Source organism: Planctobacterium sp. R6, assembly GCF_055755215.1.
In genome coordinates, this window is the sequence record NZ_JBVTQY010000042.1 from 1 (window position 1) to 18,015 (window position 18,015).

The following is an 18,015-nucleotide window of genomic DNA, read 5'->3' on the forward strand; positions in this document are numbered from 1 at the left end:
ACTATTATCGACAATTAGGCGAACATGCGGCAGCATAGCTCAAACAAATCCGCCTCCGAATTTACCGGGGCGATTCAATTTGGCTAAATCAATGCCAAGAACTTTAATAGTCAAATGGACTCTCCATCTTGTTCAGAAATCTCACAATTTCACTATGGCACATCAGTGCCAAAAAAGTGGGGAATCCATATCATTCGTTAGAAACCGGATGAATAAATGGCGTCATAAATAGAGCCTAAAGGAATTTGCAGGAGGTTTAAGTTGATGAATGGGATTCGAAGTTTATGGAATTAATTAAGTATTTAAATGAGCATTTTCTCACTAAATGTGAGTTGCTTGAACTCTCAAAAGTTTCTGAAGAAGAACTGAAAGTACTTCAGGAGCAGGGCGTAATGCCCCAGTGTTCGTATAAGCTAAAGCTAAATTTGGAAAGTGACTCTTTCTTTGGTTTGCACAGCGATAATCAAGAGCTGGAGTATTATGCAAAGGGGTACATTTCCTGGTTGTCTGGTATTAAAAACCGTGCAAGTAATAATGCCGTTTTCCGGTCTTTTTCTGAACGTTACAAAACCACTTTAAACAGCTTGAAAAATATTGGCCATGCGGCCAGTCATCATAAAGTCAATGAAGGTATTGATCTACATATAGAAGAGGAATGGTCTCATTTTTTAAAAGGCATTTATGGTCTCTGTACCAAGTCAGGTTTACCAGAAGATATCGCGGCTAAAGAACTTGCAATACTCGAGATTACCGAACTTACTGAACTTTCTGGTTTGGATGAGGGGCAATTAAACCGGCTGGAACGTGCAGTTAATCTATTGGACTCTGTTAGTGCCTTATTTGCGCCTCATGAGAGATTTAAAAGTTCTCGCCAACGTTTAGTTAATGAGGTTCGTCGCAAGTACAAACTGGGAAAGTAACAAGCACATTCACCAGGGACGCATACCTACAGGCTTGTTCTCCATCGCCACCAGTTTCAGTTTGCTGTTGCGCCAGTTAAGCGAGGCGCAATACCAGGATGTATCCAGAAATGTGCAATATTGAATATTTGAGTTTTAAGCAAGTTGCTCCAAAAGATTTAATGGTCGTCGTAAACGAGGATTCTTTGAGGACACATTTGATCAAACATCCACGCTTCAATACCGAAAGTATTCAGGCATGGATTGAAGAGAAGAATGAAGTGGATACCGCTCCGGGATGTCGAGTTCGTGTGGTATCTGTAGGGGGAGTGCTGGCAGGTTGGTGCGGAATTCAACCGGATGATAGCGGTTTCGAATTAGCTATCGTTCTTTCACAAAGATTTTGGGGTTCGGGTAGGGCAATTTTCAAGACTCTTATGTTGTGGGCAAGCGAACTGGGACATAAAGAAGTACGGTTTCATTTGTTAGACACCAGGCGTGAGTACAAAGCACTGGCCAGAATGGCCACCAAAGTCTATCGCAGTCAGCTTTTAGGTCGCAATTTTATTACCTATCACCTGTCTGTTGGGCAACACAATGCTCAATGACTCTCATAAATTAATTAACAACGCGATTCCGGTGTCAAATGCGGTAATGCAATACCGGTTGTTGGAATGCAATACTTCAGGGACAGTTGAATGCAAGCTTTAAAAATAGCTGTAGCGCAGGTTGCCTCGGTAAAAGGCAATGTGAAAAGCAATATAGCGACACATTTAAAAGCAGTCGCAAAAGCAGCGGAATACAATGTTTCCTATATTGTGTTTCCGGAACTTTCCCTGACGGGCTACGAGCCTGAGCTGGCAAAAGAATTATCGTTTACTCACGAAGATAGCCGCCTGCAGCCCTTAATTGATATGGCTATTGACAAAAATATTAGTATCGGCGCAGGAGCTCCGTTGAAAGGTGAAAACTTACCTAAAATTGGACTGCTTATTATTTCAGCAGCAGGAACGGTGGAATCTTACGCCAAGATGAATTTACATCCAGGGGAGGATAAGTTTTTTGATAAAGGGGAGCATTTTCATCATGTTAACTTGGGTGGTTACCTGGTTGCCAACGCAATATGTGCAGACACAAATAATGAAAAACACGCGGAACATTATTTTGGGTTAGGTGCCGCAATATACGTTGCTGGCGTGCTTGTTACCGAGGGCGGTTACCAGGCGGACACGGAAGTTATGAAGAATTACGCAAAAAAATTTGACATGCTCGTTGCTATGGCAAATCACAATCGCCCTACCGGTGGGTGGGCAGCAGCAGGAAAAAGTGCGATTTGGAGTAAAGATGGTTTGTTAGCAACAGCGAATGAAACCCAATCAGCAATAGTGGTTGCAGAACAATGTGCCACTGGTTGGAGTGGTTGTGTCATTGCAATCTAACGCGGCAGTTTAGGGGCAACATTATGTGGCTGACTGAGTATTTTTCATATAGCGCTTAACCAACAAGGCTCTGCACTTTAATTTAAACATTAGCAATAAAAAACAGGATGCGAAATGCGAGCACATTATTTACAACATGTACCATTTGAAGGTTTGGGTAGTATTGAATTCTGGCTCCAAAGCGCAGGCTACCAAATATCAGGCACTCAACTTTTTAACGCTGAGGCCTTGCCTAAAATAGAAGATATTGATTTCCTGGTGGTATTGGGCGGTCCCATGAGCGTCAATGATGAAGCGGGTTTTCCCTGGCTGAAAAATGAAAAAGAGTTCATTAAAAGTGCAATAACGGCGGGGAAACCTGTTTTGGGTATCTGCCTTGGAGCACAACTTATTGCAAGTGCCATGGGTGGGCAAGTTTACCCCAACTCATTAGCAGAAATCGGGTGGTTCCAGGTAGAGGCGGTGCAACCAGAAAACGCTTCCGTTTTTCAGTTTCCGGAAGAAATAAACGTATTCCATTGGCATGGAGAAACTTATAGCCTGCCTGTTGGTGCAAAGCAGCTTGCAAGGAGTGAGGGCTGTGAAAATCAGGCTTTTCAAATCGGTAAGCATGTTATCGGATTGCAATTTCATTTGGAAACGACACCTGAATCCGCACGGGCAATTGTGGAAAATTGTAAAGATGAACTCGTTGAAGGTGCCTTTATCCAGACCGAATCCGAGATTTTATCCGTGTCCGATGAGAGCTACTCATTCATAAATTTCTTGATGAGCAATATTTTGGCGTATTTGCATGCGGGTAATCACTGACAGGTGAGCATCTTGCACCAGACATGACGGCAAAACACGACACTGAATGGCATAGAATCCCTGGCCCTTTTCCATAGACAAGCAAACACAATGAAAGTGCTCTTTTAAAAAGAGCACTTTAATGGGGGATATGCACTATCAGAAGGCGTATTTCGCGGAAAATTGCAGGCGATTCATGTCCCCTTCCAGGCCGCTTTCAATTTCCCGTTTCGCAAAGGCGTATTCAGCCCCAAAGGTTAATTCTTTCGACGGCGAGAAAAGCAAATTAGCCCTTGTACTCCAGGTGGATTCGGTTGCGCTTAGTCCGGTAAGGTCGGTATCGTTATCTGCGTTGAAGGCAGAGTAGGTGAAGTTGGAACGCCACTGATTGTTCCAGAGGTGTCGATAGGATATGGCGTAGCCGGTGGAATCAATGGCCTGAAGTTCGTTGTTGGCATCTAATACCGCGCCATTGACGGCATTTAACGCCGAATAGCGGCCCAACCCGGCACCGGTATTAAACATCAGCCGCAGGTCGTCCTGACCAAACTTAAATTTGGCACCAAGGCTGATACCGTAGCTGGTTTCGGTGCTGTCGATATCATTACCGCCCTGTTGATTTTTGTAGGCCAGTTGACGTACCAGTGCGGCCACCATGAAATGGCCCCAGTCGCGTTGATGATTGTAGCGCAATACCAGATCCGGCACGGCATTGTCATCGCTGACGATGCGACCTCCACCTCCGTAAGGCGTAATGGTCGATTCAGGGTTTTCCAGGGCGATTTGAAAAGGGCCCTGCGTATAACGCACCAGCGCCTGACGGGCGAAAATAGTGCCGTCGGTAACTCCGATAAAATCCAGGGTTTCGGGCAGGGCAGAAACATCCTGAAAGGTGGTCCAGGTTTGCCCAAACAGCCAGTTTTTATAGGTCAGGAAAGCATGACGGATTCGTGGCTGGTGGCTGTTGCTGATACGCTCATCACCATCCGGGACCACCTGCATATCAAACTCCAGTACACCTTTTATGGTGTCCTGATTGTCCAGTTTGGTTGAGGTGGTAAAGCGAAAACGCGATTGTCGGATATGAGCATCAAATTGGGTATCTTCATCCATTCCCGCCACGGGGGTTAAACTGGGAATGTAAAAGTCCCGACCGATATTACCGGATGCCAGGGTGCCATCACTATAATTACTGGCGATGGCGTCCAGTTTTACATAACCGGAAAAACCAAATTCGGTATTGTTGATAGGGTTTGCCAGGCCAAAGTGGGACTGGCCGGCCAACAGAAGCAGGAGCAGAGGCGACATGATTTTTTTCATTTTTTATTACCAGAAGCTATGGAACACGCTTTTAAAAATGACCCCATTTGCGTTATTTTGATATAGGGCTATGGTCTGATGGGACCAAAGTCTGAGAAACATTGTCCCTGAGCCAGACATCAGAGTCGGGACCAAAGTCCCATATGGAATTTAGCGGCACTATATTAAAGTGGTCGGAATTATCTTAAATCCTGGAAGGGTGGTTATGAATATGCCTGTAGATCAGCAAGCCATTGAGCGCGATTACCAAATTACACAACAAGATTATCTGCAACAGTACCAGGCGTCGATGCAAAACAACGACGACTTTTGGTTGCAAAAAGCCAGTACGCTGGACTGGATTAAAGCGCCCAGCAAAGGGTTTGAAGGCGGGTTTCAGCCGGGTGAAGTGAACATCAACTGGTTTGCCGATGGTGAGCTAAATGTCAGTGCTAATTGTATCGATCGACATCTGGCTGAGCGCGCCAGTGATACTGCGATTATCTGGGAAGGTGACAGCGCTGATGAAGATAAAAACATCAGCTTTCAGGAGCTGCACGACGAAGTGTGCAAACTGGCGAATGGCCTGAAAAAGCTCGGTGTTGAAAAAGGCGACCGGGTGGCTATTTACATGCCCATGATCCCTGAGGCGGCTTATGCCATGCTGGCGTGTGCCCGCATTGGCGCCGTGCATTCAGTGATTTTTGGTGGCTTTTCTCCTAATGCGATTGCCGACCGGGTTAACGATTGTCAGGCCAAAGTGGTGATCACCGCAGATGCCGGGCGTCGCGGCAGTAAATCGGTTCCCCTGAAAGCAAACGTCGATGCCGCATTGAGTGACAAGGCGTGCCCCACTATCAGTCATGTCCTGGTCTTTAATGCTACTGGTCTGGATGTGCCGATGGGCAGCGTTGACGTGGCAGCGGAAACCCTGTTGGCTGAATGTGACTCGCACTATGAACCGCAGGCGATGAATGCCGAAGATCCGTTATTTATTTTGTACACATCGGGCTCTACCGGGAAACCCAAAGGGGTTTTACACACCACCGGTGGGTATCTGGTTTACGCAGCCACCACGCATCAGGCCGTGTTTGATTATCAACCAGGAGAAGTGTACTGGTGTGCGGCTGATGTAGGCTGGATCACCGGACATACCTATATTGTTTATGGTCCGCTGGCCAATGGAGCCACGACACTGATGTTTGAAGGTGTGCCCACCTACCCGGATGAGCGTCGCATCGGCCAGATAGTCGATAAACATCAGGTAAATATTCTGTATACTGCGCCCACCGCAATTCGCGCTCTGATGTGCAAAGGCGACTTTGCCGGTGAGGGCTCCAGCAGAGCCTCATTGCGCATTTTGGGGTCTGTGGGTGAGCCAATAAATCCGGAAGCCTGGCAATGGTATCACCGGGTATTAGGTAACAGCCGTTGCCCGATTGTGGATACCTGGTGGCAAACCGAAACCGGGGGCATGATGATTACTCCGCTTCCCGGAGCCACAGAAATGAAACCCGGCTCTGCTACGAATCCGTTTTTTGGTATCGAACCTGAATTGGTGGATAACGAAGGGCGGGCACTGCAAGGTGCGACAGAAGGAAACCTGATCATCAAACGCAGTTGGCCCGGCCAGGCGCGTACCTTGTGGGGTGATCACGAGCGCTTTGAGCAGACCTATTTCTCTACCTATCCTGGCAACTACTTTACAGGTGACGGTGCGCGACGCGATGAAGATGGTCACTACTGGATAACCGGACGGGTGGATGATGTATTGAATGTTTCTGGTCATCGTTTAGGTACAGCCGAAATTGAAAGTGCTCTGGTATCTCATCCGGCTATTGCTGAGGCAGCGGTGGTGGGTTATCCCCATGACATCAAGGGGCAGGGGATTTACGTTTATGTTATTCCGGTCTCCGGAACCCAGGTTACTGATGAATTAACCAAAGAAGTGGTCAAATGGGTACGTCAGGAACTCAGTCCGATTGCTTCTCCAGATTTAATGCAGTGGACACCGGGGTTACCTAAAACCCGCTCCGGCAAAATTATGCGCCGGATACTGCGGAAAATCGCTGCCGATGATTTCGCCAGTCTCGGAGATACTTCTACACTCGCTGATCCGGCGATTGTCGACACCCTGATTGAAAATCGTATGAACCGTTCTCAAGGGTAACGAGAGCCTATCGTGTCGGTTATCCTGATTGCAGATGATCACCCTCTTTATCGGGATGCCTTGCGCATCTCGTTAGGGGCGCGTTTACCCGATTCTGTGATCCTGGAAGCCGCCGATATGCAAAGCACCCTGGCTTTGCTCAAAGAAACCCCTGATCTGGATTTGTTGTTACTGGATTTACACATGCCTGGCAGTGATGACTTATTTGGTTTGTTGCACATCCGCAAGTTACACCCTGAAATTCCGGTGGCGGTTGTCTCCGGCCTGGAGCAGGTGGAGATTGTCAGCAAGGTGATGGACGCTGGTGCTATGGGCTTTGTACCTAAAATAACTCCGGCTGAAGAAGTGGTAGAAGCCATCAAGCAAATGCTTTTAGGGGAAACCTGGGTACCTGAGCGAGTGGCCGGTCAACTGGGCGACAGCGATGAAGAGTTCAGTGCACTGGCGGATAAAGTTGCTACCCTGACACCGTCTCAATACAAGGTATTGTGTTTGTTGCGGGACGGGCTTCTCAATAAACAAATCGGTTACCAACTGGGTATCGCAGAAAAAACCGTAAAAACCCATGTTACCTCGGTATTGCGCAAGCTGGATATTACCAACCGCACTCAGGCGGTACTGATTGCCAATCAACTTAAATTACAGGCGCCGGAATAACGGCAAAACCTGTGCTGTCCACATTTGGGTAAGCGAAACGCAACAAACGCTGAAATATTGTTTTTGTATTTTCACTGTTTACCCTGATAATCCGGTTTTCTGATAAAGGTCTCAGCGACCGGAGATTTGCACCTATGATTTGGCCCACCCTGGCAATTTTAATCGGATTACCGCTACTGGTCTGGAGCGCTGAGCGTTTCATACACGGGGCAGCTAAAACCGCCGGATACCTCGGCGTTTCTCCCTTGTTTATCGGTATGTTTATTATCGGGTTTGGTACCTCGGCTCCCGAGATCATTGTGTCTGTGTTTGCCTCTTTGCAAGGCAATGGCGGTCTGGCACTGGGCAACGTTTATGGTTCCAACATCGCGAATACCACCTTGATTGTAGGGTTAACTGCGCTGTTATGCCCGATTGCGGTGAAATCTGGCATTGTGCGCAAAGAGTTGCCCATCTTACTGGCGGTAACCTTTTTGTCAGTTTGGCAACTAACAGACTTAACCTTGTCCACAGATGAAGCCTTCACCCTGTTGGGTATCCTGGTTATTTTAATATCATGGAGCGTCTGGCAAACCATTAAACAACCCAAAGATCCGCTGGTGGACGATGTTGCTGACGCGGTTCGTACTGAGAAATCCGCTTTGCGTTCCTATTTGTTTTGGTTGGTGGCCGGGCTAATTTTGTTAGTTGTCAGCTCCCGGGTACTGGTTTGGGGAGCGGTGGAAGTTGCGCAGTATTTTCAGGTTAGTGATTTGATCATCGGTTTAACCATTATCGGCATTGGTACCTCGTTGCCCGAGCTCATATCTTCCATCATAGCCGTGCGGAAAAACGAGCACGAATTAGCGATTGGTAACGTTGTAGGCTCGAATTTGTTTAATCTGTTGGCCGTTGCCGGTGTTGCCGGGGTGATTAATCCTATTCAGGTGGATTCGACCTTTTTGTATCGCGATGGCATGATAATGACGGCATTGACTATCGCATTGATGGTTTTTTGTCTGGGCATTAAAGGGCCTGGCAGAATCAACCGTTACGAAGGTTTCGCATTTTTTACTTGCTTTATTCTGTATAACTATTATTTGATCACAACCCAATTTTAAGCCATCAGGTTCAGCTATACTGAGTACTGTTTGGTATGACCCCAATGAGTAAGCACATTTTATGACAACTACTAACCGCGTTTCTGATCCCTTTGATCTTGCCACTAACTCGTTGGGCACAACGTTAAATCAGTATTGGTTAACAGCACAGGAAGCCGTATTAAGTATGGGCTTTGTGGTGCAATTATCTATTATATTGACTATCTATTTGTTCGCGTTTTTGACCGCCGCTCAGATACGCAATCGCATTGCGCCTGCGGCTAAACCACCGGAAAGCGGTGCTCATACTCTGAAAGTACTGGGGCACAAATTAGTTGGCATTATTTTTCCCATTCTGTCTATCTCCTTCTTAAAACTGTCTACCGTGTTGGGCGAGCAATATCAGTTTGATGCCTGGTTGCTCAATGTCGCTTTGGTGGTCGCGGTATTATTGTTTTTAAATACCGTTGTGCGGGCTTTGGTAGACAGTGAAAACATCGCCATGTTTATGCGCTGGGTAATATTGCCCATCGTATTTTTGCATCTGGTGGGCATATTGCCTGGGATTGTGGCGGTGATGGAATCCATGGCCATAACCATCGGCAACGTACAGGTATCAAGCTACGGTGTCGCCAGAGTGGTGATATTTGGTGTGGTGCTGTTTTGGCTGGGCAGGGCGTCCCGCAATGTTGGTAAAGAGATTATTCGCAATCATCAAAAGCTGGATGTCACCACGAAGGAAGTCTTTACCAAGGTCTTTGAAGTGGCGCTGTTCTGCGTCATGTTTGTGTTGTTGCTCAACATTATGGGTATCAACCTGACTGCCCTGGCGGTATTTGGTGGAGCCGTGGGTGTTGGGTTAGGTCTGGGCCTGCAAAGTATTGCGTCGAACTTTATTTCAGGGATCATCATACTGATGGATCACTCACTCACCATCGGTGATTTCGTGGAGCTGGAAGACGGCAGCAAAGGTTTCGTACGGGAGTTTCGCATGCGGTACACCGTGCTGGAAACCTATGACGGCAAAGACATACTCGTGCCCAATGAGAAGTTCATTAATTCTTTGATGATCAACTGGACCCACAAAGATCCAAAACAGCGCTATCGCATTGATTTCAGTGTGGCCTATAAAACCGATATTCGCGCCATGTGCGACATTATCAAAGAGGCCGTAGGCCAACATCCTCAGGTTATCAGTGGTGAAGACATTCCATTTGAAGAGCGCCCCGATTGTGAAATTGACTCCTTTGGCGACTCCGGCGTAAATATGTTTGTGGAGTTCTGGATGGTGGGTATAGACGATGGTAAGAATCGCGTTGGTGGTGATTTGCTGTTGATCGTGTTTGAAACCTTGCGCGAGTACAATATCGAAATTCCGTTCCCGCAGCGCGAAGTGCGGGTGCTGGATGGCTCTGCAATGACAATGCGCAATACCACTTCCGAATAACCGCAACTGTAATCCATAGGTTCTGTTATCGGTGGCGCTTCAGGCTGGTTTTGCCGAAAGCTGACGCTCACCCACAAAAACAAGCACGCCCTGTCAGTTGCTTGTTTTTGCACTATACTTTGGGCCTGACTGCCGCTGAATTTGGAATTTGAGACAGGCGCATACTTTATGCAAAGTGTTTTTCGTTGTTTCACGATTGTTGTTGTGCTTTTTGTGTGTGGTTTTGCATCGGCAAAACAACCGGTAAAGATTTTAGGACATGCAGAAAACGCCCACACAGGTCAGCTTTTTTTCTCTGAATTTATGAATCTGCTCTGGCATGAGCCTGAGTTGTCAGACCATTACCAGTTACTTGAAATTGCCGAAGATGGTTACCGAAAACAAAAGCTGGAAGTCCTGTTAAGACGCAAAGTGATTGATATTAACTGGGCGGGTGCCAAAAAGCAGTTGAACAATCAGGCCATCAAAATCCCTTTGCCTGTTGTGGGGGGACTACTGGGTTATCGCATTGCACTGATCCGCAGCGAAGATGCCGAACGCTTCGCCGGGATTGCCAGCCTGGATGACTTAAAAGCTTTCCGGGCCTGTCAGGGCGAGACCTGGCTGGACGCTGACATACTCGAATACAATGGCATCGCTGTGGCACGGGTTTCTAACAACCAGTCTATGGTAAAAATGCTGTTTCAGGGGCGTTGCGATATGTTTCCTCGAGGCATCCACGAAGTCGTCAGCGAGCTGGCAAACTATCAACGGACTTTTCCTTCCGTCATGATGGATAAATCCCTTGTCATCCAGTATGACTTTGCGTCATATCTCTATGTCCGGCATTCGGATGCGCTGTTAGCTGAGCGCTTAACCACGGCATTTCGTCGGGTTATTCACAACGGCAGTTATCGCAGGTTGCTCGAGGAACACGACTACACCAAACATATATTTCCACTATCACAATGGGAAACGGCGCGCTTTATCTATTTGCAAAACCCTGAACCTGATACAGATCTAAAGGCCAGTCCAAACTACCTCAATCTCAGTGGCCACAAGTGAAGCCACACAGTTCCAGTCAGCTCTGAAGCTAAACTGCTCTGACCCGGTTAAGGGTTTTGTCCAGCAGCCAGACACATAACATACTGAGTCCCGCCAGCGGCAAGGCGATGGCCAGTGTTAATACAGTGATACCCAATGCCCTGGAGGGTTGTATACCCCGTCGCGCTTTGGGGGCTCCCAGGGAACCTTCGGGTTTGCGTTTTAGCCACAGGATCATTCCGCTGATCCCCATCCAGATAAGCACTATCAGGGCTATCAAGTTGATGATCTGATTGCTTCGGCCAAACAAGCGCCCTTCGTGCAGACTGATGCCAATGGACGTGGCTTGTCCTATGGCTCCGATATCCTGCCATTCGATTTTCAGTAACACTGAGCCTGAATACTGATCCACAAACAGGTATCGGTTACCGGCCAGGTCTCGCCCGTGATGGCCTGGCATAATGGCGAAACTGCCATTTGGCCCCCAGGGAGACTGAATTTCAAAACCATGATGAAAACCGTTTTGATGGGCCGTATGAACTAATTGATTAACGGATACCTGAGTCTGTCCGGGAATGGTAGCGGGTTGTGATTGCGGGCGACGGCTGAATACTTCCTGGGGAAACGCCTGATTGATACCAATGGCGAATTGGTCCAGCAAATTCCCCCAGACTACCGACCAGGGCAGGCCGGTGGCAATAATCACCAGCATCCAGACAGAGAGTAAAAATCCGGGGATGGCATGAAAATCGCGCCAGGCTATACGACTGGATTGATTGAGGCGAGGAATCAGTGCTCCACGTAACCCCTTTATTCTGGGCCACCATAGATAAAGCCCGGTGACGATCATGATAATGGTCCAACAGGCCACTAATTCAACCAGTACTTCACCCAATGTCCCCGCCATCAATCCGCCGTGAATTTGTTTGGCAATGGCTGTCAGACGCCAACTGTCATTGATGCTGCCCACTGCGGTTAACGTATCAGGGTTCACCATGATTGTGGTCCGCTGCTGGTGGGTATCGGTCAGGGTGACTCTGGCGTTTTCTTGTATACCATGGGCGGGTCGGTAGCTGTTTAAAATGCCGCCGGGCAGTTCTTTTTTGGCGGCATTCACTATGGCATCGTGGTCGACATTACTGACCGGTTGTCTGACATCCTGACGATAAAAAAGCTCGCCATAAAGGGCATCTTCTATTTCATGTTGAAACAGGTAAATGCCGCCGGTGATGGCCATCACCAGCATGATGGGGGTGATCAGAATGCCGGCGTAAAAGTGCCAGCGCCAAATTGTCGGATAAAGCCCGTCGCGAATTGCCATAATATCTGTACCTTGTTGCCTGGCTTGTGCCTGAGTTGTTATGCCAGGCAGCCTGTTCGGATTAAAATGTGTAACTCAGACCCGCAGAAAAAGTTCTGGGTGCGCCTGGTCTGAACCGGCCTTCTGGTGCCCAAACCGGGGCTTCCGCGGTGAGCAAATAATCGTTATCCAGCAGGTTTTGTACCTTGATATCAAATAGCAAAGCCTCGGTGAACGCGTATTCCATTCGCAGGTTCAACAGGTTTTCAGCGTCGGTTTTGCGGGTGTTAGCTTCGTCCAGGTACCAACTGCCGGTGTGTTGAATTTCCAGTTCTGCGGATAATCCGGACAACACTTTGGGTTGGTATTGCAGGCGCACATTCACAATCGGGTCCGGGGAGTTGATTAGCGTTTTACCATCCAGTGTGCTTTGGGTATCAGAAAACTTACGCTTTACGCTATTGTCTGTCGTGGCGCCGGCCAGCGTCAGCATCAGTTCGTCACTGAGTTGCGCCTGTAATCCCAGTTCAATTCCCTGGTACTGCTCTTCACCGCCATTGACTGATATGTTGCCGGCAGGCGTTGCAATTCCTGTTACGATTCCGCCTTTGGCAATCATGCGATAAACCGCGGCATTTAAACTTATGCCTTCACCTAACCAGCCGCGATATCCCAGTTCATAGCTTTGAATGGTCTCAGGCTCCAGTGAGAATTCCGCCTGTGAACTGCTGAGTATGTACAAATCGGAATCATCGGGAATGCGAAATCCTTTAGCGTAGCGCAGATACACATTGTGTCGTTCAGAAATAGCGTAGCTTAAAGAAGCTTTGGGTAGCAATTCACTGAAATTATCTTTTCTTTCTTCCAGAAGTAAAAAGGGTGATGGATTTTCAGCAGAAAAATCAGCGCTACTGAGATGGTTTGTATAGTCATAATCCGAATGCTCGTATCTCAAACCCAGTACCAGGCTAAGTTTTTCCGACAGAGACTGGGTGTGCTGGATGTAGGGAGCCAGGCTGGTGTAATTGACGTCGTAGTCAAGGTGCAATCCTTGCGGGTAGGTTGTGCCCCAAACCACTTGCGTAGTGCGGGTTTGTTCGGTTGTTCTGGCGAAGTCGGTTAGTTCTGCATCCAGACCCAAAATGGTGGAACTGCTTTCGTTCCAGCTCAGATACAATCTGCTAAGCACGCCAAGCGTATCGGTAACCCCTTTGGTGATGGGGGTCGTGGCGGGCTCCCAGGTGTGCATATACTGGCTGTCAATGGTGCGTATATAGGGCGTGATCTGTAGAGTAATGTGTTGCGACAGTGCTTTTTGGAGCTCTGAGCTCAGTCGAAAGTACTCGGCTTTATCCCTGGCTTCTGCACGGTTAACTGCGTCCGCCAGACCATCTGATTTCGGATCGTTTTGCAACGCTTCAGGCGTCAGTGCGCCTGCCATCTGGGAATCGAATTTGGTGTAGCTCAGAATATTGTTAATTTCCCAGCCGTTATCTTCATACAGGTGTTTTGCAATGATCTGAGTTCTGTCCCAGGCGGTGGTATCACGCCAGCCATCGTCACTCTGGTAAGACACTGCCAGACGGGCGGCGTTACTGTCGTTGAGCGCGCCGGATGTATCAAAGCGAAGATCCTGTAAATTGTTTTCACCAAAGCGATAACTTATCAGGGTTTCAGGTTCATATACCGGTTGTTTACTCTTTACATTCACGACTGCGGCTAACGCGTCAGAACCATGGATGGCGGTACCAGGCCCTTTTAGTATTTCCATACCACCAGGAGAGGTTAAAGCGCCTGAATACGAGAAAGCCGCGTGATTAAAGGAAATGGGAGACTGCAGGGGGACGTTGTCCTGCAGATACAAATAAACATTATCAAAAGAGACCGGCAGACGGATGGATGGCGCATCCACAGGGCCTCTGAGTTTAGAAAAATACACACCCGGCATACGGTTTACGGTTTCGCCAATCCAGGTGGCACGATCAAATTCACTGTCTTGTGCTGAAACCGTTTCGATAGTCACAGAGGCATTGAACAGTGTTTCCTCATTTCCGGTGGCCGTAACTACAATGACTTCCAGAGCATCGTTTTCGGCACTGCTATCGTCGGGTGATGAGGTCGCGGCATAGGCACTGAGTGACAGGTTTAGAGTGAGCAATGCGCTGTATAGCGGCAATTTCAGAGGCTTTTGCATTAGTAATAGTTACTCTGGGTTAGTAAATTAACGGACTAAAAATTGCCAGTTAATTTACTAAACTGGTGACTAAAATAAATGCGACAAATTGCCGCAGCCAATGCCGGGTAATGCTGTAGCCACGTCGGGAGGTAAACCCGGAATTTGCTTGCCGAGAAAAACTATGATCCGAATGACAAAATCCCGGAAACTTCCTCAATATTGGCTGTTTACTTACATTGGGTCCAGAGTTAGCAATACACGTCTGGTGTTTGCAGGTACCTGGCAGGAGCGATGTAAGCAGGCCATATGCTCCTGGTTTTCCCAGGCGCTGCCTTTTAATAGTGCCACATCAAAGGCGGATAATTGTTTAACCCGAACATCGGTTTTGTTTACCTCGGGAGTGTTACTCGCCAGATTTACAGGTTTTTTATTGAATTCGCTCAACGCTGAGCCAGGAGGTATCCATTCTGTTCCTGGTCCCAGGTAGGTGTTGACCAAACGCACCTGAATGTTATCAGTGTGAAACTTCGGGCACATTGCCGATGCCAGTGGCACTAGTCGAAGCCCTACGCTGTCACAGTTGAAAAGGCAGGTCAGCATATCCGAAAGCAGATAAATATCTTCAATGGCTGCATACTTTCCTTCACGGTCGGGTAGCTCTTCTTGCAGCTCTGCTCTAAGTGATTCGATAGAATAAACGCCCCTGAGACCCATGCCAGATTCGTTGTAAATCGAAGAAAAATAGTGACTAATAGTTTTATCTTTAGCTCGTTGCCAAACTACCAGGCTATTATTTTCAGAGAAGATTTCACTGAGTACCATTGGCGAGTTGTCAATCGCTGCACCGACAAAATCGGCTATTTTTAGTGCTTCCATTTTAATGCCCCCAGTCCGGAAAAGGATCGGGGAGATTTGACCAGCTATCTACACCTTCTAAGACCTGCGCCTCTGTAAGTAAACAGTTGTTCAGGCGGGCAACAATGTCCTTTTTATTCAGTCCCTGGCCAATAAACACTAGTTCCTGCCGCATATCACCAAATGGTTCAACCCAACGTTTTTCAATTTCCTTGAGGTATTCTGGATCCTCTGGCCATTGATCACGCGGCAGGGCTTTCCAGAACAACCCCGCGGCACCATATCTGGCCATTCCACCGGCCTGACTCCAGCTTCCCGCAAAATGTGGACGAGTTGCCAACCAGAAGAAACCTTTGGAGCGGATTAGTTTTCCGGCGATATCTTTGCTGTGCAGAAAATCATAGAACTTTTCTGGATGGAACGGACGTCTGGCTTCAAAGGTAAAACTACTGATGCCAAATTCCTCTGTTTCAGGTACATGTTCGCCTCGTAATTCCTTCAGCCATCCCGGTGCCTGTTGCGCTTTCTCAAAGCTAAACTTGCCGGTGGCCAGAACCTGGTTCAAAGGTACATTTCCATGCTCTATTGGGATCTGTTCAGCTTCTGTGTTGAGTGTACTGAGAATGCTCTTTAGCCGCTGCAATTCCGATGTGGACACCAGATCGGTTTTACTGATCAGCAAAACGTCCGCAAATTCAATTTGCTCTACAAGAAGGTCAGCAACACTGCGCTCATCATCTTCTCCGAGACTTTCACCTACCTCTTGCAGCGATCTGGCCTGGTCATAATCTTTGAGAAAGTTGAGGGCATCCACTACGGTAACCATGGTATCTAATTTGGCCACATCCGATAGACTGATACCGTCTTCATCGGCAAAGGTAAAAGTTTCGGCTACCGGTAAAGGTTCTGATATACCCGTGGATTCGATTACCAGGTAGTCGTATTTGCCATCTTTTGCTAAGCGGGTTACTTCTTCAAGAAGGTCTTCTCTGAGGGTACAGCAAATACAGCCATTGCTCATTTCTACCAGCTTTTCTTCAGAGCGGTTGAAGCTGATTTCATTTTGCACTGTTGCAGCATCAATATTGATTTCGCTCATATCATTGACAATAACAGCGACTTTTAAACCTTCGCGATTATTAAGTATGTGATTGAGTACCGTGGTTTTGCCGGCACCAAGAAACCCTGAAAGAACGGTAACAGGCAGTTGTGTAAAATTATGCGACATAATGATTTTTACCCAGATGATTTGAGAATAAAAGTTGAGTGTCGGTGACGTCTTAGAAAGATATGGAGATGTTATATTATAACAATTGATTGTCTTTGCAATAGCCACAAATGGAAAATGAGAAAGGGAATTAAGGTACAGGTTTCAACAGTTTGATATGAACAATTGAAATTTTTTATCGGTATGCCGATAAAAATGCGTATTGTTGATGAAAATCAAAATCACTCTGCGGTTTACTGATATCTTTGATGTTGCATGATTACAGTGGTTCAGCTTCAGGTTACACTGGTTGTGCACATCGGGCAGATTGCATGTTCCCCTTCAACAGGTAAGTAGATGAATTTATTGAGAGAAAATGAGCGGATAATCACACAGCGTTTTTTAGAAGATGGCTATGTGATCCAGCCGGCAGAAAACCTTGCGGCACTAAATCGCATCCGACAAAAAATTGCAGAACTCACGGCGGCTCACCTTGGGCTGACGTTGCCGGAGGATGTGGGGGCGTTTTTGGATAACATCGCAGAGGTTATTGGTCCACAACAACTAAACGACCTGAGATTGCATTTAATCGCCGGACTGATGGCGACGGATTGGTTTAGAGAGGCCTATTTCTCCACTGCCCAGAGTTTACTGGAAACCTTAATTGGCAATGAGTTGGCGATGCAGCGCAATATGGGCATGAGTGTTTTGCTACCGGAAGACGACAGTTCAATTGTGCATTTACACTCTGACGCCTGGGGCTCAGAATGTTCGCCTTTTGAAGTCGTGCTTTGGGTTCCGTTCGTGGATTGTTTCCGCACTAAAAGCGTATTTCTATGTCCGCCCGCCAAAGATCGGCAATGGCGACAGAAGCTCAGCAGCTTTTCCGAGCAGGGCACTGATGCCTTGTTTCACGCTGTAGAGCCTGATTTGGTCTGGCCAGATGTGCCATATGGCAGTGTACTTTTGTTCACACCAACGGTTATGCATGGTGGCCGGGTTAACAAAGAAGACACTACTCGCTGGTCGATTAATATTCGCTTCAAAGGGCTATTTACACCCTATGCCGGCAAACGGCTTGGAGAGTATTTTGATCCCATTACCATTCGTGGTGCAACCCGCATCGGCATGGAGTTTGAGTATCCGGGAGGCTTCAGTGACTAAGCAACAGGGTTATCGCGGTTATGTCAGCAGTCGCCCAGTCAGGGCGGTATCACATCCGCAACGGGTACAAAACCTGGTGATCCGGGACTACGCCAATAAAAAGCAATTGCACTACCTACTCAGCTCAACCGAGTTTGCCATGCCCGGTTGTTACATGATGCTGGAGGATATCCTGACCGAACTGCCCAAACTGGAAGGGGTTATTCTGTTTAGTGCGTTTATGCTACCAAAGCGCAAAGCCCGGCGCCTGAGAATTTATGAAAAGCTATTAGCCAGTCAGTGTGTGCTGCATTCAGCACTGGAAGAGATGGTATTGAAAACTGAAGCCGATATTGAGAAGTTTGAGGACGTCATTGATGTAGTAAACAGCCTGCCAGATGCACCTCTAAACGATGTGTACCAATCCTTTCGCATAAAAATGGACCCGCAGGACCCATTCGTTAAAGCCTTTTTTGCAGCGCTCTGATCATTTCAGTTAAGTCATTGTATGGTGCGCAAGGCCATTTCAGCG

The 18,015-nt window shown here is 47.5% G+C and carries 16 protein-coding genes; 11 read left to right on the plus strand and 5 right to left on the minus strand.

Going from position 1 to position 18,015, the window contains the following annotated elements; translation table 11 throughout:
* Positions 1 to 284: 284 nt before the first annotated feature.
* The 4 genes from AC0J20_RS19390 (at position 285) to AC0J20_RS19405 (ending at position 3,148) form a co-directional block, all read left to right on the plus strand.
* Complete coding sequence (locus tag AC0J20_RS19390) at positions 285 to 920, plus strand: DUF6058 family natural product biosynthesis protein (RefSeq protein ID WP_473022993.1); 636 nt, start codon at positions 285 to 287, stop codon at positions 918 to 920.
* Positions 921 to 1,117: 197 nt separating this feature from the next.
* Entirely contained in the window at positions 1,118 to 1,507 is a 390-nt protein-coding gene (locus AC0J20_RS19395; RefSeq protein ID WP_473022994.1) for an N-acetyltransferase, read from the plus strand.
* 90 nt (positions 1,508 to 1,597) lie between these two features.
* Complete coding sequence (locus AC0J20_RS19400; protein WP_473022995.1) at positions 1,598 to 2,338, plus strand: carbon-nitrogen hydrolase family protein; 741 nt, start codon at positions 1,598 to 1,600, stop codon at positions 2,336 to 2,338.
* 114 nt (positions 2,339 to 2,452) lie between these two features.
* A complete protein-coding gene (locus AC0J20_RS19405) occupies positions 2,453 to 3,148 on the plus strand; it encodes a type 1 glutamine amidotransferase (RefSeq protein WP_473022996.1) in 696 nt (231 codons plus the stop codon).
* A gap of 138 nt (positions 3,149 to 3,286) precedes the next feature.
* Here AC0J20_RS19405 and AC0J20_RS19410 read toward each other — a convergent pair whose 3' ends face one another.
* Positions 3,287 to 4,447 (minus strand): DcaP family trimeric outer membrane transporter, encoded by a 1,161-nt coding sequence (locus AC0J20_RS19410; protein WP_229528052.1) that lies wholly within the window; start codon positions 4,445 to 4,447, stop codon positions 3,287 to 3,289.
* A gap of 205 nt (positions 4,448 to 4,652) precedes the next feature.
* Here AC0J20_RS19410 and acs point away from each other — a divergent pair, with 205 nt between their 5' ends.
* The 5 genes from acs (at position 4,653) to AC0J20_RS19435 (ending at position 10,823) form a co-directional block, all read left to right on the plus strand.
* A complete protein-coding gene (acs, locus tag AC0J20_RS19415) occupies positions 4,653 to 6,596 on the plus strand; it encodes an acetate--CoA ligase (RefSeq protein ID WP_473022997.1) in 1,944 nt (647 codons plus the stop codon).
* A gap of 12 nt (positions 6,597 to 6,608) precedes the next feature.
* The gene (locus tag AC0J20_RS19420; protein WP_229528054.1) at positions 6,609 to 7,253 is read left to right on the plus strand and encodes a response regulator; all 645 of its coding nucleotides are present in this window, start codon (positions 6,609 to 6,611) and stop codon (positions 7,251 to 7,253) included.
* A gap of 134 nt (positions 7,254 to 7,387) precedes the next feature.
* On the plus strand, positions 7,388 to 8,353 hold the full coding sequence (locus AC0J20_RS19425; RefSeq protein ID WP_473022998.1) for a calcium/sodium antiporter: 966 nt from the start codon (positions 7,388 to 7,390) through the stop codon (positions 8,351 to 8,353).
* A gap of 166 nt (positions 8,354 to 8,519) precedes the next feature.
* Complete coding sequence (locus tag AC0J20_RS19430; RefSeq protein ID WP_473023018.1) at positions 8,520 to 9,779, plus strand: mechanosensitive ion channel family protein; 1,260 nt, start codon at positions 8,520 to 8,522, stop codon at positions 9,777 to 9,779.
* Positions 9,780 to 9,947: 168 nt separating this feature from the next.
* Positions 9,948 to 10,823 carry a hypothetical protein gene (locus AC0J20_RS19435; protein ID WP_473022999.1) on the plus strand — a complete coding sequence of 292 codons (876 nt, stop codon included), beginning with the start codon at positions 9,948 to 9,950 and terminating at the stop codon, positions 10,821 to 10,823.
* A 28-nt stretch (positions 10,824 to 10,851) separates the two neighbouring features.
* Here the strand turns inward: AC0J20_RS19435 and AC0J20_RS19440 are convergent, their stop codons facing one another.
* From AC0J20_RS19440 to zigA, 4 genes are all read right to left on the minus strand, one after another.
* Entirely contained in the window at positions 10,852 to 12,123 is a 1,272-nt protein-coding gene (locus tag AC0J20_RS19440; RefSeq protein ID WP_473023000.1) for a PepSY-associated TM helix domain-containing protein, read from the minus strand.
* A 61-nt stretch (positions 12,124 to 12,184) separates the two neighbouring features.
* Positions 12,185 to 14,296, minus strand: coding sequence for a TonB-dependent receptor (locus tag AC0J20_RS19445; RefSeq protein WP_473023001.1), 2,112 nt, complete (start codon positions 14,294 to 14,296; stop codon positions 12,185 to 12,187).
* A gap of 213 nt (positions 14,297 to 14,509) precedes the next feature.
* Positions 14,510 to 15,154 (minus strand): DUF1826 domain-containing protein, encoded by a 645-nt coding sequence (locus AC0J20_RS19450; RefSeq protein ID WP_473023002.1) that lies wholly within the window; start codon positions 15,152 to 15,154, stop codon positions 14,510 to 14,512.
* A gap of 1 nt (position 15,155) precedes the next feature.
* Positions 15,156 to 16,361, minus strand: a complete 1,206-nt coding sequence (gene zigA / locus AC0J20_RS19455; RefSeq protein WP_473023003.1) for a zinc metallochaperone GTPase ZigA — start codon at positions 16,359 to 16,361, stop codon at positions 15,156 to 15,158.
* Positions 16,362 to 16,697: 336 nt separating this feature from the next.
* On the opposite strand from zigA, the gene AC0J20_RS19460 reads away from it, so the two are divergent.
* Together AC0J20_RS19460 and AC0J20_RS19465 are read left to right on the plus strand one after the other, a co-directional pair.
* Positions 16,698 to 17,504 carry a sporadic carbohydrate cluster 2OG-Fe(II) oxygenase gene (locus AC0J20_RS19460; RefSeq protein WP_229528060.1) on the plus strand — a complete coding sequence of 269 codons (807 nt, stop codon included), beginning with the start codon at positions 16,698 to 16,700 and terminating at the stop codon, positions 17,502 to 17,504.
* Positions 17,497 to 17,970, plus strand: a complete 474-nt coding sequence (locus AC0J20_RS19465) for an LIC12192 family sporadic carbohydrate cluster protein (protein ID WP_473023004.1) — start codon at positions 17,497 to 17,499, stop codon at positions 17,968 to 17,970. Before AC0J20_RS19460 ends, AC0J20_RS19465 begins: the two co-directional genes overlap by 8 nt.
* Positions 17,971 to 18,015: the final 45 nt, after the last annotated feature.

Bases quoted from the DNA above. Each gene is read 5' to 3' on its own strand.
- AC0J20_RS19445 (WP_473023001.1), bottom strand. From the start codon at position 14,296: ATGCAAAAGCCTCTGAAATTGCCGCTATACAGCGCATTGCTCACTCTA.
- AC0J20_RS19410 (WP_229528052.1), bottom strand. From the start codon at position 4,447: ATGAAAAAAATCATGTCGCCTCTGCTCCTGCTTCTGTTGGCCGGCCAG.
- AC0J20_RS19450 (WP_473023002.1), bottom strand. From the start codon at position 15,154: ATGGAAGCACTAAAAATAGCCGATTTTGTCGGTGCAGCGATTGACAAC.
- AC0J20_RS19400 (WP_473022995.1), top strand. From the start codon at position 1,598: ATGCAAGCTTTAAAAATAGCTGTAGCGCAGGTTGCCTCGGTAAAAGGC.
- AC0J20_RS19440 (WP_473023000.1), bottom strand. From the start codon at position 12,123: ATGGCAATTCGCGACGGGCTTTATCCGACAATTTGGCGCTGGCACTTT.
- zigA (WP_473023003.1), bottom strand. From the start codon at position 16,361: ATGTCGCATAATTTTACACAACTGCCTGTTACCGTTCTTTCAGGGTTT.
- AC0J20_RS19460 (WP_229528060.1), top strand. From the start codon at position 16,698: ATGAATTTATTGAGAGAAAATGAGCGGATAATCACACAGCGTTTTTTA.
- AC0J20_RS19435 (WP_473022999.1), top strand. From the start codon at position 9,948: ATGCAAAGTGTTTTTCGTTGTTTCACGATTGTTGTTGTGCTTTTTGTG.
- AC0J20_RS19430 (WP_473023018.1), top strand. From the start codon at position 8,520: ATGGGCTTTGTGGTGCAATTATCTATTATATTGACTATCTATTTGTTC.
- AC0J20_RS19425 (WP_473022998.1), top strand. From the start codon at position 7,388: ATGATTTGGCCCACCCTGGCAATTTTAATCGGATTACCGCTACTGGTC.
- AC0J20_RS19405 (WP_473022996.1), top strand. From the start codon at position 2,453: ATGCGAGCACATTATTTACAACATGTACCATTTGAAGGTTTGGGTAGT.
- acs (WP_473022997.1), top strand. From the start codon at position 4,653: ATGAATATGCCTGTAGATCAGCAAGCCATTGAGCGCGATTACCAAATT.
- AC0J20_RS19390 (WP_473022993.1), top strand. From the start codon at position 285: ATGGAATTAATTAAGTATTTAAATGAGCATTTTCTCACTAAATGTGAG.